General features: G+C 61.5%; 17 protein-coding genes, 1 tRNA gene and 1 pseudogene. 11 read left to right on the plus strand and 8 right to left on the minus strand.

What is annotated here, in order from left to right; translation table 11 throughout:
- Window positions 1-348 (plus strand): integrase core domain-containing protein (locus BP38_RS0109710; protein WP_026987567.1); only part of this gene is annotated, 348 nt, incomplete at its 5' end.
- 18 nt (window positions 349-366) lie between these two features.
- On the opposite strand, the gene BP38_RS0109715 is transcribed toward BP38_RS0109710, so the two are convergent.
- Entirely contained in the window at window positions 367-1818 is a 1452-nt protein-coding gene (locus tag BP38_RS0109715; protein ID WP_026987568.1) for an N-acyl-D-amino-acid deacylase family protein, read from the minus strand.
- 231 nt (window positions 1819-2049) lie between these two features.
- Here BP38_RS0109715 and BP38_RS20000 point away from each other — a divergent pair.
- Window positions 2050-2385, plus strand: a pseudogene (locus tag BP38_RS20000) (IS5/IS1182 family transposase); the annotation flags it as partial.
- Window positions 2386-2482: 97 nt separating this feature from the next.
- On the opposite strand, the gene BP38_RS0109725 reads toward BP38_RS20000, so the two are convergent.
- Window positions 2483-2559, minus strand: a tRNA-Arg gene (locus BP38_RS0109725).
- Window positions 2560-2628: 69 nt separating this feature from the next.
- Entirely contained in the window at window positions 2629-3579 is a 951-nt protein-coding gene (gene pip, locus BP38_RS0109730; protein ID WP_026987569.1) for a prolyl aminopeptidase, read from the minus strand.
- Window positions 3580-3747: 168 nt separating this feature from the next.
- Here pip and BP38_RS0109735 point away from each other — a divergent pair, with 168 nt between their 5' ends.
- The 3 genes from BP38_RS0109735 (at window position 3748) to BP38_RS0109745 (ending at window position 7368) form a co-directional block, all read left to right on the plus strand.
- The gene (locus BP38_RS0109735) at window positions 3748-4524 is read left to right on the plus strand and encodes a thermonuclease family protein (RefSeq protein ID WP_026987570.1); all 777 of its coding nucleotides are present in this window, start codon (window positions 3748-3750) and stop codon (window positions 4522-4524) included.
- Window positions 4521-6005, plus strand: a complete 1485-nt coding sequence (locus tag BP38_RS20005) for a M48 family metalloprotease (RefSeq protein WP_051609199.1) — start codon at window positions 4521-4523, stop codon at window positions 6003-6005. Before BP38_RS0109735 ends, BP38_RS20005 begins: the two co-directional genes overlap by 4 nt.
- 154 nt (window positions 6006-6159) lie before the next feature.
- Window positions 6160-7368 carry a YbfB/YjiJ family MFS transporter gene (locus BP38_RS0109745; RefSeq protein WP_035724600.1) on the plus strand — a complete coding sequence of 403 codons (1209 nt, stop codon included), beginning with the start codon at window positions 6160-6162 and terminating at the stop codon, window positions 7366-7368.
- A gap of 1 nt (window position 7369) precedes the next feature.
- On the opposite strand, the gene BP38_RS0109750 is transcribed toward BP38_RS0109745, so the two are convergent.
- The 4 genes from BP38_RS0109750 to fdxA form a co-directional block, all read right to left on the minus strand.
- A complete protein-coding gene (locus tag BP38_RS0109750; protein WP_026987572.1) occupies window positions 7370-8260 on the minus strand; it encodes an RNA polymerase factor sigma-32 in 891 nt (296 codons plus the stop codon).
- Window positions 8261-8380: 120 nt separating this feature from the next.
- Entirely contained in the window at window positions 8381-9181 is an 801-nt protein-coding gene (locus tag BP38_RS0109755; RefSeq protein WP_026987573.1) for a hypothetical protein, read from the minus strand.
- 182 nt (window positions 9182-9363) lie between these two features.
- Entirely contained in the window at window positions 9364-9861 is a 498-nt protein-coding gene (locus BP38_RS0109760; protein WP_026987574.1) for a CarD family transcriptional regulator, read from the minus strand.
- A gap of 328 nt (window positions 9862-10189) precedes the next feature.
- A complete protein-coding gene (fdxA, locus tag BP38_RS0109765) occupies window positions 10190-10528 on the minus strand; it encodes a ferredoxin FdxA (protein ID WP_026987575.1) in 339 nt (112 codons plus the stop codon).
- A 214-nt stretch (window positions 10529-10742) separates the two neighbouring features.
- Between fdxA and BP38_RS0109770 the strand changes: the two genes are divergently transcribed.
- Window positions 10743-11369 (plus strand): DUF938 domain-containing protein, encoded by a 627-nt coding sequence (locus BP38_RS0109770; protein ID WP_026987576.1) that lies wholly within the window; start codon window positions 10743-10745, stop codon window positions 11367-11369.
- Between the two features lie 33 nt (window positions 11370-11402).
- Here the strand turns inward: BP38_RS0109770 and BP38_RS0109775 are convergent, their stop codons facing one another.
- The gene (locus tag BP38_RS0109775; protein WP_026987577.1) at window positions 11403-12650 is read right to left on the minus strand and encodes a gamma-glutamyltransferase; all 1248 of its coding nucleotides are present in this window, start codon (window positions 12648-12650) and stop codon (window positions 11403-11405) included.
- A gap of 103 nt (window positions 12651-12753) precedes the next feature.
- Here BP38_RS0109775 and BP38_RS0109780 point away from each other — a divergent pair, with 103 nt between their 5' ends.
- The 5 genes from BP38_RS0109780 (at window position 12754) to accC (ending at window position 17259) form a co-directional block, all read left to right on the plus strand.
- Complete coding sequence (locus BP38_RS0109780) at window positions 12754-14118, plus strand: M48 family metalloprotease (RefSeq protein WP_162175147.1); 1365 nt, start codon at window positions 12754-12756, stop codon at window positions 14116-14118.
- 138 nt (window positions 14119-14256) lie between these two features.
- Complete coding sequence (locus BP38_RS0109785) at window positions 14257-14892, plus strand: DsbA family protein (protein WP_081816583.1); 636 nt, start codon at window positions 14257-14259, stop codon at window positions 14890-14892.
- A gap of 94 nt (window positions 14893-14986) precedes the next feature.
- Entirely contained in the window at window positions 14987-15433 is a 447-nt protein-coding gene (aroQ, locus tag BP38_RS0109790; RefSeq protein WP_081816599.1) for a type II 3-dehydroquinate dehydratase, read from the plus strand.
- 7 nt (window positions 15434-15440) lie between these two features.
- Complete coding sequence (gene accB / locus BP38_RS0109795) at window positions 15441-15896, plus strand: acetyl-CoA carboxylase biotin carboxyl carrier protein (protein ID WP_026987581.1); 456 nt, start codon at window positions 15441-15443, stop codon at window positions 15894-15896.
- A 19-nt stretch (window positions 15897-15915) separates the two neighbouring features.
- Window positions 15916-17259 carry an acetyl-CoA carboxylase biotin carboxylase subunit gene (gene accC, locus BP38_RS0109800; protein ID WP_026987582.1) on the plus strand — a complete coding sequence of 448 codons (1344 nt, stop codon included), beginning with the start codon at window positions 15916-15918 and terminating at the stop codon, window positions 17257-17259.
- The last annotated feature ends 43 nt before the right edge of the window (window positions 17260-17302 follow it).

Here is a 17302-nt window from a genome sequence, read left to right on the forward strand (position 1 = left end):
AGCCTGCGTGCCCAGGACATCCATGACAGCGGCCATATCTTCGGACGGGTTTGCACCGAGAACGGCATCGAGCACCGCCTGACCAAAATCGGTCATCCCTGGACGAACGGACAGGTGGAACGCATGAACCGCACCATCAAGGACGCCACCGTCAAGCGCTTCCACTATGACAGTCATAGTCAGCTGGACGACCATCTCGACGACTTCGTGAAAGCCTACAACTTTGCACGAAGGCTGAAGACACTGGGTGGTCTCACGCCCTATGAATTCATCTGCAAAGCCTGGACGTCACAGCCTCAACGATTCAAACTAAACCCGATCCACCACATGCCGGGACTGAACAACTAGTCGATTGCTGTTTAGCAATCATTTCTCTCGGAGAACAACATGCCCCGAGCGCATCTCCGACATTGATCCGTGATCGAGTGCGATCGAACCGTTGACAAGAACCAGCTCTATCCCAGTAGCGGGTCTAACAGGCTCCTCGTACGTCGCGGTGTCAGCGACGCGTTCCGCGTCGAATAGCACCATATCAGCAAATGCGCCTTCGACTATGCGACCTCGATCCTTCAAACCGAAAGTGCTGGCTGCTAATCCAGTCATCTTGTGGACCGCTGTTTCCAAGGGCATCAATTCCAAATCACGCGCGTAGGATCCCAGTACGCGGGGAAAGGTGCCCCAGAGGCGAGGATGAGGGTGCTCACCGTACGGAATGCCGTCGGAGCCGATCATCGTATATGGATACGTGATGATGCGTCGTACATCGTCCTCCGACATACAAAAATAGATCGCACCGGCGGGGGTCAAACGCTCAATTGCCTCATCAATCGGGCAATTCAAAACTTCAGCGATACGTTCCAGGTCCCATCCATTGAATTCTGGATATGGTTGGGACCAGGTCACCAGAACGCGAGTAGATTGCTCGACCATTTCCGGCAACAGTGAACTCGAACCCGCAATGTAGGGATATGCATCCAGGCCAACCGTTTGATGCCGCCGAACTTCGTCGAACATTTTGAGCGTTTGGGTACTTAAACCATGATTTTTATGGCCCATGCATTTGTGATGGGACACAACGAGTGGGACACCAGCAGAGGCAGCCGTCTCAAAGGATTCACGCAGCGATTCCTCGACATGATCATCCTCATTTCGCATGTGGGTCGTATAGATGCCCCCGGTACCTGCCATCAACTTTAGAAGCTGGAGGACCTCAGTCGCCGGGGCGTGGCGGGCAGGTGGATAATAAAGTCCGGTGCTAAGACCGATAGCACCCGCGTCCAGCGCTTCCTGCAGGCAAGCGCCCATTTCCTCGAGCTCTTTGTCTGTGGCAGGTCGATCAAGAGAATCCATCGCCCCCACACGTAATGTCGAATGCCCTACCAGAGGGGCTACATTTACCGCCGGGGGTGCACTTTGCAGCAACGCGATATAGTCAGAAAACTTCGGATACTGATAGATGCTTTCGTCGCCGATAACATTTAGGGGTGCAGGCACAGCCCCATCGGGTTGGAGTGGCGCAAGGCTGATGCCGCAATTACCAACAATAACGGTTGTCACGCCCTGAGTAATTTTTGACGCCATCGGGTTTTGAGACAGAACTTGCGCATCATCGTGCGTGTGAACGTCTATGAATCCAGGGGCGAGTGCCAACCCTCCACCTTCGATCACGGCAGTCGCGGAGCTTCGTTCGAGCGATCCTATTGCCGAGATCCGATCCCCTTTAACGGCCACATCCCCGCGGCGTTCCTCTCCCCCAGTGCCGTCGAAGATACGGACGTCTTTAATGATAAGATCGTGGTGCGTGCTATGGGTATTCATCGAGATATCGCCGCCTATTCGGAATGTAAATAAACTGACCTGAATTCACTGAAGAAAGAATGTAAGTTTAAGAACTCCGCAATGAGCAGTTGGCAGGAATCAGATTATCCTCTGCTACTGAATGTTCCACGAAAGACCACCTTGAACAATCGGATATGTGAAGCTTTGCGAGAAGGCCAATGCGTGTTGAGGGAGACGGGATTGCAACACTAACTAGCTGTTCAGTCCTGGCATGCGCTGGTGGATGCCGAAGGGGGGGCTATCACCCTGAAGCTGACAGCAGGACAGGCGCATGACGACAAAGTCTATGATAGCATGGAGATTCGTCAGCTTGTCGAGGAAGGGGACGCTTGGGCTAACATTCCGACCCGCAAGAATTGGAAGGAGGCCTTTGCCTTCTCTGACTTCCTCTACCGCTATCGTAACCTGGTCGAGCGCTTCTTTGGAAAGATGAAGCCATTCCGCGTCATCGCAACACGTTATGACCGAAATCCGGGGAACTACATGGCTGCGCTCAAGCTCGCTTCATTGCGCATCTGGTTGAAGTCTTATGAGTCTGCGGTCTAGCTTGATTGTCTGGATAAGCAAAGCAGATGGGTGTCATATGTATATACAATGCGAACTTTGATATAACCTTTGGGTGCCATGACAGCTATAAAGAGAATGGTGACCCCGGCAGGATTCGAACCTGCGACCCCAGGATTAGGAATCCTGTGCTCTATCCGGCTGAGCTACGGGGCCACGTGAAGGTTTATAGCAGCGCCAGCGGGCTTGCCCAAGTCCGCTGTGGCGCTTTTTCCACCTGCCCTCTCAGGCCAGTTCCTTGTACTTCTCCGTTGCCGCCACCAGGGCCTTGCGGATGCCCGGCTCCATGGCCGAGTGGCCGGCATCGGGTACCAGGATGAACTCCGCCCTGGGCCAGGCATCGCGCAACTCGAAGGCCGTGATCGGCGGGCAGATGCAGTCATAGCGCCCCTGGACGATGGTGCCAGGGATGTCCTGGATACGCCCCACATTGTCCAGCAATGAATTGGGCGGCAGGAAGACGCCGTTCAGGAAATAGTGGGCCTCCATACGCGCCAGGCCCAGCGCCATGGTGTCCTGGCCAAAGGCCGACACGGTCTCCGGACTGGGCAGCAGGGTGGAGCAGCTGCCCTCGTAGGTGCTCCAGGCCCGGGCCGCCGGCATGTGCACCGCCGGATCCGGATGCATCAGGCGCTTGTGATAGGCGCGCAGGATGTCCTGGCGCTCCGCGTCATCCAGGGGCGAGACCAGCTTGTCCCAGACCTCCGGGAAGAAGGAACGCAGGCCATAGAGGAACCAGTTCACCTCGCTCTCCCGGCACATGAAGATGCCGCGCAGAACCAGGGCACGCACGCGCTCGGGATGGGCCTCGGCATAGGCCAGCGCCAGGGTCGAGCCCCAGGAGCCGCCGAAGACCTGCCAGGACTCGATCTTCAGCATCTCCCGCAGGCGCTCCATGTCCGCGATCAGGTGCCCAGTGGTGTTCTCCTCCACCTCGCCCAGCGGGCGTGAGCGGCCGGCGCCGCGCTGGTCGAAGATGACGATGCGATAGTGCGCCGGATCGAAGAAGCGGCGATGCGTGGCAGAGGCCCCGGCCCCCGGTCCGCCATGCAGGAAGATTACGGGCTGGCCGTCGGGATTGCCCGACTGTTCCCAGTAGATCTCGTGCAGGTCGCTGACCTTCAGGTATCCGCTGTCATAGGGCTCGATTGGGGGAAAGAAATCCAGTTCCGACATGCTCACCGCTACGTTGACTGTTCAAGGGACCGGGCGCAAAGGGCACACCGGCACGCGGGCTCTTTATAACGCAGCCGAGAGGCTTGAACAGTGTCAGCAGACACGGCCCCTCTTACCATTGCGGCCAAAGCGCAGTAATCTTGCGGCAGTTTGTCCTGCGAAGGTCCCATGCGAAGCTTGCCCACCCTCCTGCTTGTATTTCTGCTCGGTCTGCCGGGACTCACCCTGGCTGAAGGTCCGTTGCGCGGGACAGCTGTCAAAACGGCAGTCACGAATTCCGGATTTACACTCACCCTTGCCACGGGCGAAACGATTCTGCTGGCGGGCATCCTGCCGCCTGCAGCGGTATTGGAGCAGCCGGAGCAGAGCGAAGCCTGGCACAACAAGGCGGCCGACCTTCTGGACCGCCTGACCCGTGACAAGGAACTTAGGCTTATCCCCTCGGCGCTCGTACGGGACCGGCATGGCCGCCAGCCGAGCCAGGTGTACCTGCAGGATGCCTCGGACAGCTGGCTTCAGGGGCAACTGATTCGCGCAGGCTTGGCTGTCACCCAGGCGGCGCCCTCCAGGCGGGGCGGACAAAGGGAACTGCTTACCCTCGAGGACGAAGCCAGACGTGCGGGTGCAGGACTCTGGCAAAGTCCGCGCCTTCATCCCTTGTCCCACGGCCAGGCACACAAGGCCATTGGACGCTGGCGCCTGATCGAGGGGCGCGTGCAGGACACCGCAGCAATCCGCGGGCGCGGCTATATCAATTTCGGTGCGGATTGGCGCGAGGACTTCACGATCTACCTCAATCCTGAGAGACTTGCGGAGTTCGAAGAGGCAAGCGGTCCGCTGGACAGGCTTCAAGGGCGCAGGCTCCGTGTACGGGGCTGGCTTGTTTCCTACAATGGGCCCATGATCGAGCTGAGTTATCCCGAACAGATCGAGGTGCTGGAATGAGCGATACGACTTTCCTGAGGCAAACGCGGAAATGGCTCACAGGCCTGACCGTGGCCCTTGCTCTGCCCCTCATGGCCGGTTGCGAAACGGCACCGGCGACCGGGGAGCAGATCTTTACAGGCGGAATGACCCAGGAGCGCGAGCGGGAAGTTGGCCGCGAGATGCACCAGGAAGCCAAGGACCAGTTCGGGGGCGTCTATGATGACCCGGAACTGAACCAGTACGTCAGCTCAATTGGCGACCTGCTGGCCCGCACCTCTGAAATGCCCGATCTGGACTTCACCTTCACCGTGATCGACAGCCCCCAGGTCAACGCCTTCGCCCTGCCCGGCGGCTATGTCTATGTCACACGCGGCCTGGTCGCGCTTGCCAACAACGAAGCCGAACTGGCCAGCGTCATCGGCCACGAGATCGGCCACGTCACCGCCCGCCATGCCGCCGCGCGCCAGGGCTCCTCGGTGCTTGCCGGCGCGGCCCAGCTCGGCTTGGCCGTCCTGCTGGGGGGCGAGGCGGCCCAGGCCGCAGCACCGGTTTCCGCGGCCATGGTCCAGAGCTATAGCCGCGACCAGGAGTTCGAGGCCGACACCCTGGGCATCCGCTACCTGGCCCGGGCCGGTTATGACACCCGCGCGTCCAGCGCCTTTCTGAACTCGCTGCTGCAGAACAGCCGCCTTCAGGCGGAAATGGCCGGGCGCGGGGGATCCTCCGACGAGTTCGATATCATGCAGAGCCACCCGCGCACTGCTGATCGTGTCCAGCAGGCCGCCAACCGGGCCGGCGTCAGTCCGCCCGAAGACCCCATGCGCGAGCGAGATCTCTACCTCTCGAAGATCGACGGCATGCTCTATGGTGACAGCCCCAGTGAGGGCTTCATCCGTGGGCAGCGCTTCTCGCACCCTCAGATGCGCATCACCTTTACCGTCCCCGAGGGCTTCCACCTTCGGAACAGCAGCGACAAGGTCGTGGCCAGCGGTCCGAACGGCGCGGGCATCATCTTCGATGGCGACCGGCGACAGGTTGGCGGCTCCATGCAGGACTACCTGACCCGGCAATGGGCCCAGGGCATTCGCCTGGAACAGGTGGAATCCCTGGACATCAACGGCATGGAAGCTGCCACGGCGGTAACCCGCGCGAACACCAACCAGGGGCCACGCGACCTGCGCCTGGTGGCCATTCGGGAAAGCGGCAACCAGATCTATCGCTTCATGTTCGTGACACCGCCACAAGCGACCAGCCAGCTCTCGCAAGGCTTGCGTGAAACCACCTACAGCTTCCGCCGCCTCAGTCAGAACGAGGCCAATTCGCTGCGCCCGTACCGTCTGCGCATCCACCAGGTTCAACAGGGTGAAAGCGTTGCCGCCATCGCCCGCAGAATGCCGTTCGACCAGTACCGCGAGGCGCGGTTCCGGGTGCTGAACGGTCTGGGGCCCAATGATCGGCTGCGTGCTGGCGACAGGGTCAAGACCGTGGTCGAGGAATAGCCAGGCCTTCGCTTCGCGACGCATGAGAACAGCGGCATGGCTGCCATGTCCCTTGCGGACAGCCACAGTGATTGCGCCAAGCGGGGTCCAGAGGTGAAATCACCTTCTTGAAGCGAGCTCACCGGGGGCGGTGAAGCCAGGGGATGGAGATTTCATGTCCAGCCTGCGCCGGGGACAGACACTGGACACCGCGGCCTTGAAGGTCATCGCTGCGGCTTTCCTGGCCGTTCTGGTGGGAATTGGCCTGTCCCGCTTCGCCTATACGCCCCTGCTCCCGGCGATTATCGAGGCGGGCTGGTTCGAACCGGGCCAGGCCGCCTATCTGGGGGCTGCCAATCTGGCGGGCTACCTGCTGGGCGCCTTGTGCGGACAACGCCTGACACGCCACTGCAGGCCAGCCACCGCACTGCGCATTCTCATGCTCCTGGCCACCGCCGCCTTCGCCGCCAGTGCGCTGCCCATTTCCTTTGCCTGGTATTTCCTCTGGCGCCTCCTGTCCGGCCTGACCGGCGGGGCCTTGATGGTCATTGCCGCCCCTGCAGCCCTGTCGCACAGCCCGCAGGGCCTGCGCGGACTTGCCTCAGGAGCAATCTTCACCGGCGTTGGGCTTGGCATTGTCCTGTCGGGGACGCTGGTTCCCCTGTTGCTGACCCGTGGACTGCTTGTAACCTGGCTTGGCTTGGCCTTGTTGTCACTCTGCGCCAGCCTGGCCGCCTGGTGGTGGTGGCCGAACGATGCCGCTCCCCAGAGGGGCGCAGCGCCCGCATATCGCAGCCATAGCGCCGCCTGGCGTGGCGACATGCTGGCCATCTACGCCAGCTATGGCCTGGCCGCGATCGGCCTGGTGCCGCACATGGTTTTCCTGGCGGATTTCGTGGCCCGGGGTCTCGGACAGGGCATTTTCATCGGTGGTGTCTATTGGGCCATACTTGGTCTCGGCGCCCTGCTGGGACCGCTGGCATCGGGCCGTCTGGCCGACTTTACCGACTTCGGAACGGCATTACGCGTACTGCTGCTGATCAATATCGCAACGGTTGGCCTGCTTTCCGTTGATCACTCAATTCCGCTCCTGGGCCTGTCCAGCCTGCTGGGCGGTGCTGCCATAACCGGCAGCGTCACCCTGGTGCTGGGGCAGACACGGGCGCACATCACGGACCCACTGGCACATGGTCGGGCCTGGAGCCTGGCCACGGTCACCTTTGCGCTGGGGCAGGCCGCCAGCGGTTACGGATTTTCCTGGCTGTTTGCGCGCAGCGACGGAGATTTCGGATTGCTGTTCCTGATCGCATCGCTGGCGTTGATGCTCGCGTTCCTGGCCAGCCTGCTTTCGCGCATCCTGAACCCCGGCAGGGCACGCCTCTGAGTCAGGCTTCAAGCATCAGGTCATTGGGGCGTGCGCCATGCTGCATGACCGCAGCGCGCAGCTTGCCGAGGGCACGGTTTTCAAGCTGACGCACCCGTTCCTTGCTGACCCCGAGCTGGTGACCCAGGGTTTCCAGGGTCATCACATCCTCATCCTCGGCCAGGCGTCGCGCCTCGATGATCTGGCGCTCGCGCGTATCCAGGCACTCAAGCGCCTCTTTCAGCCAGCGCGAGCGCTGCTGAATATCCAGGGACTGCATGGTGCTGTCTTCCGGCCCGACGCGTTCATCGGCCAGGAAGTCCTGCCACTCGGCCTCTTCCTCCTCGTTCAGGGTCGCATTGAGGGACTGGTCTGAACCGGACAGGCGGTTTTCCATGGATTCCACATCGCTCAGGGCCACCTTCAGGTCGCGGGCGATCTTGCTGCGTCCTTCGTCGTCCAGGCCGGCCCCGCTGTTCTCTTCGATCTGGGCCCGCAGGCGCCGCAGGTTGAAGAACAGCGATTTCTGGGACGCCGTGGTTCCGGTGCGCACGATCGACCAGTTGCGCAGGATATAGTCCTGGATGGCGGAGCGGATCCACCAGGTGGCATAGGTCGAGAAACGCACTTCCCGATCGGGCTCGAACCGCGCCGCTGCCTGCATCAGGCCGACGGACCCTTCCTGCACCAGGTCACTGACGGGCAGGCCATAGTGGCGAAAGCGCATGGCACTGGAAATCACAAGGCGCATGTAACTGCGGATCAGTTCGTGCAGGGCCGCCTCGTCCTGCCGATCACGCCAGGCGCTGGCCAGTTCGAACTCGTGTTCGCGGCTCAAAAGCGGTTCGGACATGCTGCGTCGGATGAAACGGGCGCCGGCACGTTGGGTCTGGCTGTCTTCGTAGTGCGCCATCTGTGTTTCCTTCACCTGTCAAAGCGTAAGCCTTTGTTGAAATGCTTTACGCTCATAGGCGGTGAATGGATCACTGGCGCATGGAAAAGCTGCCGTCGCGCCCTGAAAACGGCAGGCGCTTCAGGCTTCCAGCGCGTCGACCACCTGCCCGTCTGGCAGGAAACAGGCGGCCACCAGCGAGCCACCGAAACCACAACCAGCATCCAGCGTTGCGGTATAGTCCTCGACCAGAACGCCGGGATGGCTTTTCTCGAAACCCCGCACCACGCGCTTGTAGCTGCTGTACGGGCTCTCAAGAGTGGTAAAGCCATTGCTGCTCCACCAGAAACTGTCCCTCTGCGTTTCCAGCGGACGCGAGGGATCAAAACCGCTGTGTACGAACAGCAGGCCATGATCCCCGGTATAGGCGGCGCGCCGAATGGAACCCATGAATTCGTAATGACCGGGACGGGCTTGGATGCGCGCGCGCAAGGCCTGTGTCCAACGGGTCAGGCCGACGGTCCCGCTGCCCGCGGCGCGACGGGCCTCGTCGGGGTCCATGCCATAGGCCTCAAGGGTGGCGCCGACCCCCTGCTGAAGCATCCATTCCATAACCATGCGCGGGTCTGTTGCGAACTGCAGCTGCAGCAGCTTCTGCCACATCTCTTCCTGGCTGCCGCGCAGGAAGACCACCTGCTCATCGGTGGCGGGCTCAAGTGTCATGAAAGCGGTGCGGAACCCCAGCAGTTCGTCCAGGGTTTCACCCGATGCCGCGCCGCGGCCGATGATGTTTCCCAGATAGACCAGGCGGTCGCCCGCTTCCGCACGCGGCCAGAGCCTTTCATGCAGGCCGACCAGACGGTCCGCCTCACCATGGATGGACGCGATGGCCCAGACGCGGCGCGCCTCGACCAGTTCCCCGAAAATCTGCCCACTGCTCATCTTGCCGCCGTTACCTGCCCCTGGCTGCGTTCCTGCGACTCCATCTCCGCCGCAAGGGTACCAGCATCGGGGGCAACTGCACAGAGAGCCGGCGTCAAGTCATCGCCCCGGGGCAGCCGCGTCCGGTACAGGGGCATGGGGTGCGGGGGCATGGACCGACAGGAAAAAGTGGAAGCGCAGCTTCACGCCGCCTTCAGCATGTTCTCGAGCTTCTCCGCAGCAGCGGATTCGTCGATCTGTTCCAGCGCAGCAAACTCACGCGCCAAGCGGTCCAGGGCCGCCTGGTACATCTGGCGCTCACTGTAGGACTGTTCGGGCTGGTCATCGGCCCGGTGCAGGTCGCGCACCACTTCGGCAATGGACACAGGATCGCCGGAATTGATCTTGGCCTCGTATTCCTGGGCGCGTCGAGACCACATGGTACGCTTGGCACGGCTGCGGCCCTTCAGTGTCGTCAGAGCCGATTCCATGATCTTCTTGGAAGACAACTTGCGCAAACCGGAATTATGAGCTTTCTCCACAGGAACGCGCAGGATCATGCGGTCATGCTCAAACTTGATCACGATCAGTTCGACCTTGAAGCCCGAAATGTCCTGCTGATCTATCTCAAGGACACGGCCGACGCCGTGTGTCGGGTAAACCACAAAATCGCCCGCCGAAAACTCCAGTTTCTTCGCCATCTCTCGATTCAGTCTCCGTATAACCGCCACTGCGGAAGGTCGCGCAATAACAGCCGAGGCCCAGCAATACTCCGGCCTGACGCAAAACAGGAAACGAGAGGCAAAGGCGTGGAAACACGCACTTGCCGCCGTCACGATTATCTGTTAGCGAGATGCAGGGTCAAAGGCTCTGCTGTCTGCAAAAAAGCGTGGCCGATTCACCGGCCACCATCTTTTACAAATATACGACAATCCGCGGAAAAATACAACGCACCTGCAACATGTCTGCGGTCATGAGGCAGATGGTCTGTTGCAGATGGCTTTTTGCCAGACGGAGAGAAACCGGGAGTCAGTCGCCCTGCCCGGGATTCGAACTGAAGTACTTCTCGTACTTCTTTTCCTCGCCCAAGTGCTCATCGGCATCGGCCGGCGCCTCACCCTTGGCAATGATGTTCGGCCACTGCTCACTGAAGTCCTTGTTCAATTCCAGCCACTTGTCAGCCTGCGGATCACTGTCGGGCAAAATGGCCTCAGGCGGGCATTCCGGTTCGCAAACCCCACAGTCAATGCACTCGTCGGGATGGATGACCAGCATGTTCTCGCCCTCGTAGAAGCAATCAACGGGACAAACCTCCACACAATCCATGTACTTGCACTTGATGCAGGCTTCGGTCACCACGTAGGTCATGCTTCTTCTCTCCTGTCCCGGCCTGGGGCCGGACTGCTAAACTGGTATCCGTCTATATGGTCTCTCTTCCACTACGACTAAACAGCCGAGCGGGCTTTCCGGCCTCTTTCTAAACAAACAGACGGCTCACTCAAGCCCTATCCTTACAAAAACAACAATTGTCATACGTTTAAAGGCCTAATTTACCATACAATAATGAGGAAATTGAGCTTCCATGAACAAGCAACATAGTCCGGCCGCGCTGCGAAATCGCACTCCCATCGCCCAGATCCTGGAAGACATCCTGCCGGAAAGTGGCAGCGTTCTGGAGGTTGCCAGCGGCAGCGGTGAACACGTGACCCATTTTGCACGCCACTTTCCGCAATTGACGTGGCTCCCCAGCGACCCTTCCGCGGAGGCCCGATCCAGTATCACGGATCACCTGCAGGAGTCTGACCTGTCCAACTGCCTGCCGCCGGTCAAGCTCGATGCCAGCGATCCGAAGTGGCCGGCCAGCCTTCCCCGGGGGACCGAGCTTCATGCCATCGTTTGCATCAACATGATCCACATCGCACCCTGGCAAGCCTGCCTGGGACTGCTGGACGGCGCCGCAGAGCTGCTGCCGGCCGAGGCGCCGCTGTACCTTTATGGCCCCTATCGGCGCGCGGGCGACCACACCAGCGAAAGCAACGCAGCCTTCGATGCCCAGCTTCGGCAGCGCAATTCCGAATGGGGCGTGCGTAACCTGGAGACCGTCTGTGAAGAGGCGCAGGATCGCGGCTTCCGGCTGGATAAAACCGTGGAAATGCCGGCCAACAATCTCTCGGTCATCTTCCGCCGCACGGCCGCCGCGCAGAGGTAATCCTATACCCCCGCGCGTTCGGCCGTATCCGGCTCAGCGAACCAGGAAGGACAAGCCGTCGCTGTGTGCATCACGCGCGACACTGCAACTGCCGGAACCAGACCCGGTGGCGCCGGTCGGGCAGTAAATGGCATTGACCAGGCTGCGCCGTGCTTCGCCGGGAAGTCCCGACAGGGCGGCATCCAGTCCCTCGCCGCGATCCAGCACGGCACTGATGACATGCCCGGCCGCCCCGGCCGAATCGCCACCGCCCGCAGCGACCGCAATGCGTGAACGCGGGATGTTCTCGTTGCCCAGCACGGCCGTGGTCAGGGAATCCAGCGCCGGCCCCTGAACGGACTTGGAGGCGATGATGCCGCTGTCCTCCAACAGCACCTGTTCACCAAAAAGCCCACCCATGGAGAATTCACAGGCAACGGCGCTGCCGAAGCGATCCGCCACCACCAGTCCGGCGCTGGGAACGGAGCGGCCACGATACGCCGTGGCGTCTGCCCCGCCGTCGGCCAGGGCCCGAACCAGGCGCTGACGCAACGGACGTTCGGTAAAGGGACCGGCGGGAAGGAACAGCTTGTCGTTGTCGATCCCGATTTCCTGCGGCGCCTGCCTTTGCGGCCGTACAGAGCGGACAGCTTCCGCAGTCAGATCTAGCTCAGCCCGGTTTGCCGCATCCTCGATCAGGGTCGCCAGGGTGCTTCCCGCGCTGTATCCAACGCCTTGCCGACGCAGGTTACCCAGCAATCCGGCTAGGCCGGGCTGAACCAGGCGGTCCCCCTCGCGCAGCAGAGCGCCATCCTCGCGCCGCAGCAGCTGTCCAAGACGCGACTCCGCTGGAATTTCCTCGGCCGCCTCGTTGATATCACGGGCGAAAGCACGACTTACGGGCACACCGCGCCGGGCCAGGTTCTCGACCGGCACCAGCAATTCTTCCCAGTTGTTGGCCCCGTGCAAAGCATGCAGAAGCGCAAGGCCGCGGTCCATGGCGGGTGGCGGCGTACTACCCCCGGAGGATTGGGGCAGGAAGGTGATCGAAACGCCTTCCCGCTGGCTCGCAAGGTAGGAGACGCAGACACCGCCCCCACCGGGATTGGCCCGCGAAGGCATGGTCACGCCCATGGTAAAGCCCATGGCCACGGCGGCATCCGCCGCGCTGCCATTCTCGGCCAGGACGTTGCGGCCCACAACGGCGGCCTGAGGCTCGTCGGCAGCGACCAGCCCGGCAAAGCCTTCCATGGCTTCGCTTTCGCCCGGCTGCTGCACGGAGCCGCAAGCCGAAAGCGTCATGAGGCCAATCGCCACAATTCCGCCACGCAACTTGCGTTGAGTTGAGGGAACAGCCTCACTAGACTTGCCCGAGGGATTATTAGATTTGTCCGAGGAATTAAGGGTGGTCCGGTTCAAGCGGATGCGTTTCATCAAGATCTTTGCCTTGCTCCTGGGATTGCTGGTCTGGGCGTCATCGTCTGCGTGGGCGCAGGGCGTCACGCTCATTCGCGATGCCGAAATCGAGCATAGCGTGCGCACCTTCGCAACGCCACTCTTTCAAGCCGCCGGCCTGAATCCCAGCAGGCTGGAGATCTTCCTGATCGAGGATGACACGCTCAACGCCTTCGTGGTTCCCGGCGGCCGGATGTTCCTGAACACCGGGCTGATCCTCCGCACGGAAGACCCGACCCAGTTGATGGGCGTGATCGCTCATGAAACCGGTCACATCGCAGCGGGGCACACCTTCTCGCGCGGTGATCAGATGGAAAATGCCATGCTGAAGGCCATTGCCGGCGCCCTGCTCGGCCTTGGGGCCGGCCTGGCCACGGGCGACAGTGGGGCCGCAGCCGCCGGCAGCATCATTGGCCAGGACATGGCCATGCGCGGGCTGCTGTCCTTCACGCGCGGGCAGGAAAACTCCGCCGACCAGTCCGCGATTCGTTACATGCGCAGTGCCGGCTACAGCCCGAAAGGCCTGTTGGACTTCATGGAAATCATGCAGGACCAGGAGGCCTTGCTGAGCAGCAGCCAGGAACCCTACATGCGCACACACCCCCTGACCCGGAACCGGGTGCGCGCCCTGGAACATGCCGTGGAGGCTCATCCCGGGGAGGATGAACAGTTGGATCCCGAACTGGCCAGGCTGCACGCCCGGATGCGTGCGAAGCTCTCGGGCTTCCTGGAGTCCGAGCGCGAGGTCATGCGCCGCTACCCCGAGAGCGACACTTCGGTTCCTGCGCGCTATGCCCGGGCCATCTCGCATTATCGAAACGGCCGCCTGGACAGTGCGCTCGACGGCATGGACCGCCTGCTTGAAGAACATCCGAACGACGCCTTCTTCCATGAAATGCGTGGCCAGATGCTGCTAGAGAACGGGCGCCTGCAGGAGGCACTGGAGGATTATCAGACCGCCACGAACCTGCAGCCCGAGGAGCCTTTGATCCGCCTGACACTGGCCCAGGTACAGACCCAGCTCAACCGCCCCGAGCTCGACCAGGCGGCGTTGGACAATCTTGCCAAGGTGCGCGCGCGGGAGAGTGACAATCCCACAGCCTGGCGCCTGACTGCCATTGCCCACGGCCGGCTGGGCGACAAGGGGCGGGCGGCCCTGGCCCTCGCCGAAATGAACTATGCGCGCGCTTCATGGAACGAAGCCGTCGGGCAGGCCGAGCGCGCCAAGAAACTCCTGGACAAGAACACCCCCGCATGGCTGCGTGCCAGCGATCTTTCCGAAGCGGCCGCCCGCGAGGCCGATCAACAGAACTGAAAAGAATCATAGCACCAAGGGAGAAGTACCATTTCCAGAGCCGCTTTCGCGCTGTCCGGCGCCCTGCTCCTTGCCCTGTCGCTTCCGGCCTCGGCCCAGGAAGAGTCCAAACCGCTTTCCGACGCTGAACGCGCCGCCATGGAGCGTGTTGTCGAGAACTACATCATGGAAAACCCGGAGATCATCCTGCGGGCCCTGGAAGTCCTCGAGACACGTCAACAGGAAGAGGCCAGCCAGGCGCGCCGGCAGGCCGTGGAGGAGTACGGTGATGCTCTCTTTGAGTCGGACACCGCGCCTGTCCTGGGCAATCCCGACGGCAAGCTGAGCCTGGTGGAGTTCTTCGACTACCAGTGCGGTTACTGCAAGCAGGCCTCTCCGGGCCTTCAGCAGCTCCTGGAACGCAACGACGAAGTCCGTCTGGTCATGATGGAATTCCCGATCCTGGGTGAAGCCTCGATGACGGCAGCCCGCGCCGCCCTGGCGGCACGCGAGCAGGACCGCTATGAAGAACTGCATTGGGCGTTGATGTCTCATCGCGGCCAGCTTGACGAGAGCACGATCATGAACATCGCGGATGAAGCGGGCCTGGACAGGGACCGCCTGCGCGCAGACATGGAGAGCGCGCGCATCGATGAGGAACTGCGCAACAACTACAGGCTGGCCGAAAACCTCAGCATCAACTCTACACCGACCTTCGTCACCCCCTCGGCCGTCATTCCCGGAGCCCTGCCCCCCGATCGACTGGAAGCCCTGCTCGAAGAACAGGACGACTGAACCAGGCCCATAGCAACAGGGACTGCGACAGAGTTGCCCTGCCCGCGCGGTCGTGATAACGCTTGCGCGCTCTGATTTCCGGGTGGAGGAGTTCTTGGCAAGCCTGCCGCACATCCTGGTCCTGAACGGCCCCAATCTGAACCTGCTTGGTACGCGTGAACCCGATATCTACGGGCAGATGACGCTGTCCGAGCTGGAAAGCTTTTGCCGCAGCTCCGGTGAAGCGCTGGGGCTCGAAGTGAGTTGCAGCCAGTCCAACCATGAAGGTGAACTGGTCAGCTGGATCCAGCAGGCGCGCGACTCCGCCCAGGGCATGGTCCTCAATCCTGCAGGATACAGCCATACCTCGGTTGCCTTGCGCGATGCCATCGCCGCAGTCGGCTTGCCATTGATCGAGGTTCACCTCTCGAATATCCATAAGCGCGAAAGCTTCCGCCACCACTCCTATATCAGCGCGGTGGCAGAAGGCGTAATTTGCGGACTCGGGGTTGAAGGCTACCGTCTTGCCCTGCAGGCACTCGCACAGAAACTGAAAGGTTAAGTCAGGAATGACGGGTAAATTTCCGTTCGACGAAGACGCTGTACGCAAGCTTGCGGGCATCCTGGAAGACACGGGCCTGAGTGAGATCGAAGTGGAGTCCGGCGAATCGCGCATCCGCGTGGCCAGGAACCAGACCGTTGTCGCCTCGGGCCCCGCTGCACCGTCAGTTCCCGCCGCAGGCGCCGTCCCCGTATCGGCGGCAGGCGAGACAGAGGAGGCCAAGGAAAGCGGTCATGTCGTGGCCTCCCCCATGGTCGGAACCATCTACCTGGCGCCCGAGCCCGGGGCTGCTCCCTATGTGAAGGTCGGTGACAAGGTTTCCGAGGGTCAGACCCTGCTGATCGTCGAGGCAATGAAGGTCATGAACTCTCTGCCCGCCCCCGTGTCCGGCGTGGTCCGCAAGATACTCGTCGAGGACGGCCATCCGGTGGAATTCGACGAGCCCTTGATCGTCATCGAGTAAGCGGACAGGACAGAAAAACGTGTTCGAAAAGGTCCTGATAGCCAATCGCGGAGAAATCGCCCTTCGCATTCATCGCGCCTGCCACGAGATGGGAATCTCGACGGTGGCCGTGCATTCCACGGCCGACGCCGACGCCATGCACGTGCGCCTGGCCGATGAAAGCGTCTGCATTGGCCCGCCCCCATCCAGCAAGAGTTACCTCAACATCCCGGCCATCCTGAGCAGCGCCACCCTGACGGGCGCAGACGCCATTCATCCCGGGGTCGGTTTCCTGTCCGAGAATGCGCGCTTTGCCGAAATGGTCGAGGAGCATGGCCTTGCCTTCATCGGCCCCTCGTCCGAGCACATCGCCATGATGGGGGACAAAGTGCAGGCCAAGGTGGCCGCCAAGGAACTGGGGCTTCCGGTCGTTCCCGGTTCGGAAGGGGCGGTCACCTCCTACGAGGAAGCCAGGGCCATAGCCAAGGATGCAGGGTATCCGGTACTGATCAAGGCCTCTGCCGGCGGCGGCGGCCGCGGTATGAAGGTGGCGAACAGCGAAAGCGAGCTGGAAAGCGCCTACCGCATGGCGCGGAATGAGGCCAAGGCGGCCTTCGGAAACGACGAGGTCTATCTGGAGAAATACCTTCAGAAACCGCGCCACATCGAGGTGCAGATCCTGGCGGACGGCAAGGGCGGTGCCGTGCACATGGGCGAACGGGACTGCTCGTTGCAGCGCCGCCACCAGAAGGTGCTCGAGGAAGCGCTCTCACCTGCGCTCAATGCCGAGGAGCGCCATCGCATCGGTGAAACCGCCCGCCAGGCCATCCTGAAGATGGGGTATCATTCAGCCGGAACCCTGGAATTCCTCTACGAGGACGGGGAGTTCTTCTTCATCGAGATGAACACACGCCTCCAGGTCGAACATCCCATCTCGGAGGCGATCACGGGCATCGACCTGGTGCGTGAACAGATTCGCGTTGCCGCCGGGCACACGCTGCCCTTCACGCAGGAGGACATCACCTTCTCCGGCCACGCCGTGGAATGCCGCATCAATGCAGAGCACCCCAAGACCTTCGCGCCCTCGCCGGGGCTCATCAAGGAATACCACCCGCCGGGGGGCCTGGGCGTGCGTGTGGACTCGGCCATTTTCGGCGGCTATCGGGTGCCACCACATTATGACAGCCTGATCGCCAAGCTGATCGTGCATGGCCAGACCCGCAACGAGTGCCTGATGCGCCTGAGGCGCGCGCTCGAGGAGATGGTGATCGAGGGCATCGATACGACCCTGCCGCTGCATCGTGACCTGGTGAACGACCCTGATGTCATAAACGGTGACTACGACATACACTGGCTGGAACACTGGATGGGCGAGCGCGGGTGAACCGAGATTGCCACAGTCCGACGCGGTCGGGAGACTGGCAAAA

The sequence above is a fragment of the Fodinicurvata fenggangensis DSM 21160 genome (genome assembly GCF_000686045.1).
In the GTDB taxonomy this organism is placed as follows: domain Bacteria; phylum Pseudomonadota; class Alphaproteobacteria; order Kiloniellales; family DSM-21159; genus Fodinicurvata; species Fodinicurvata fenggangensis.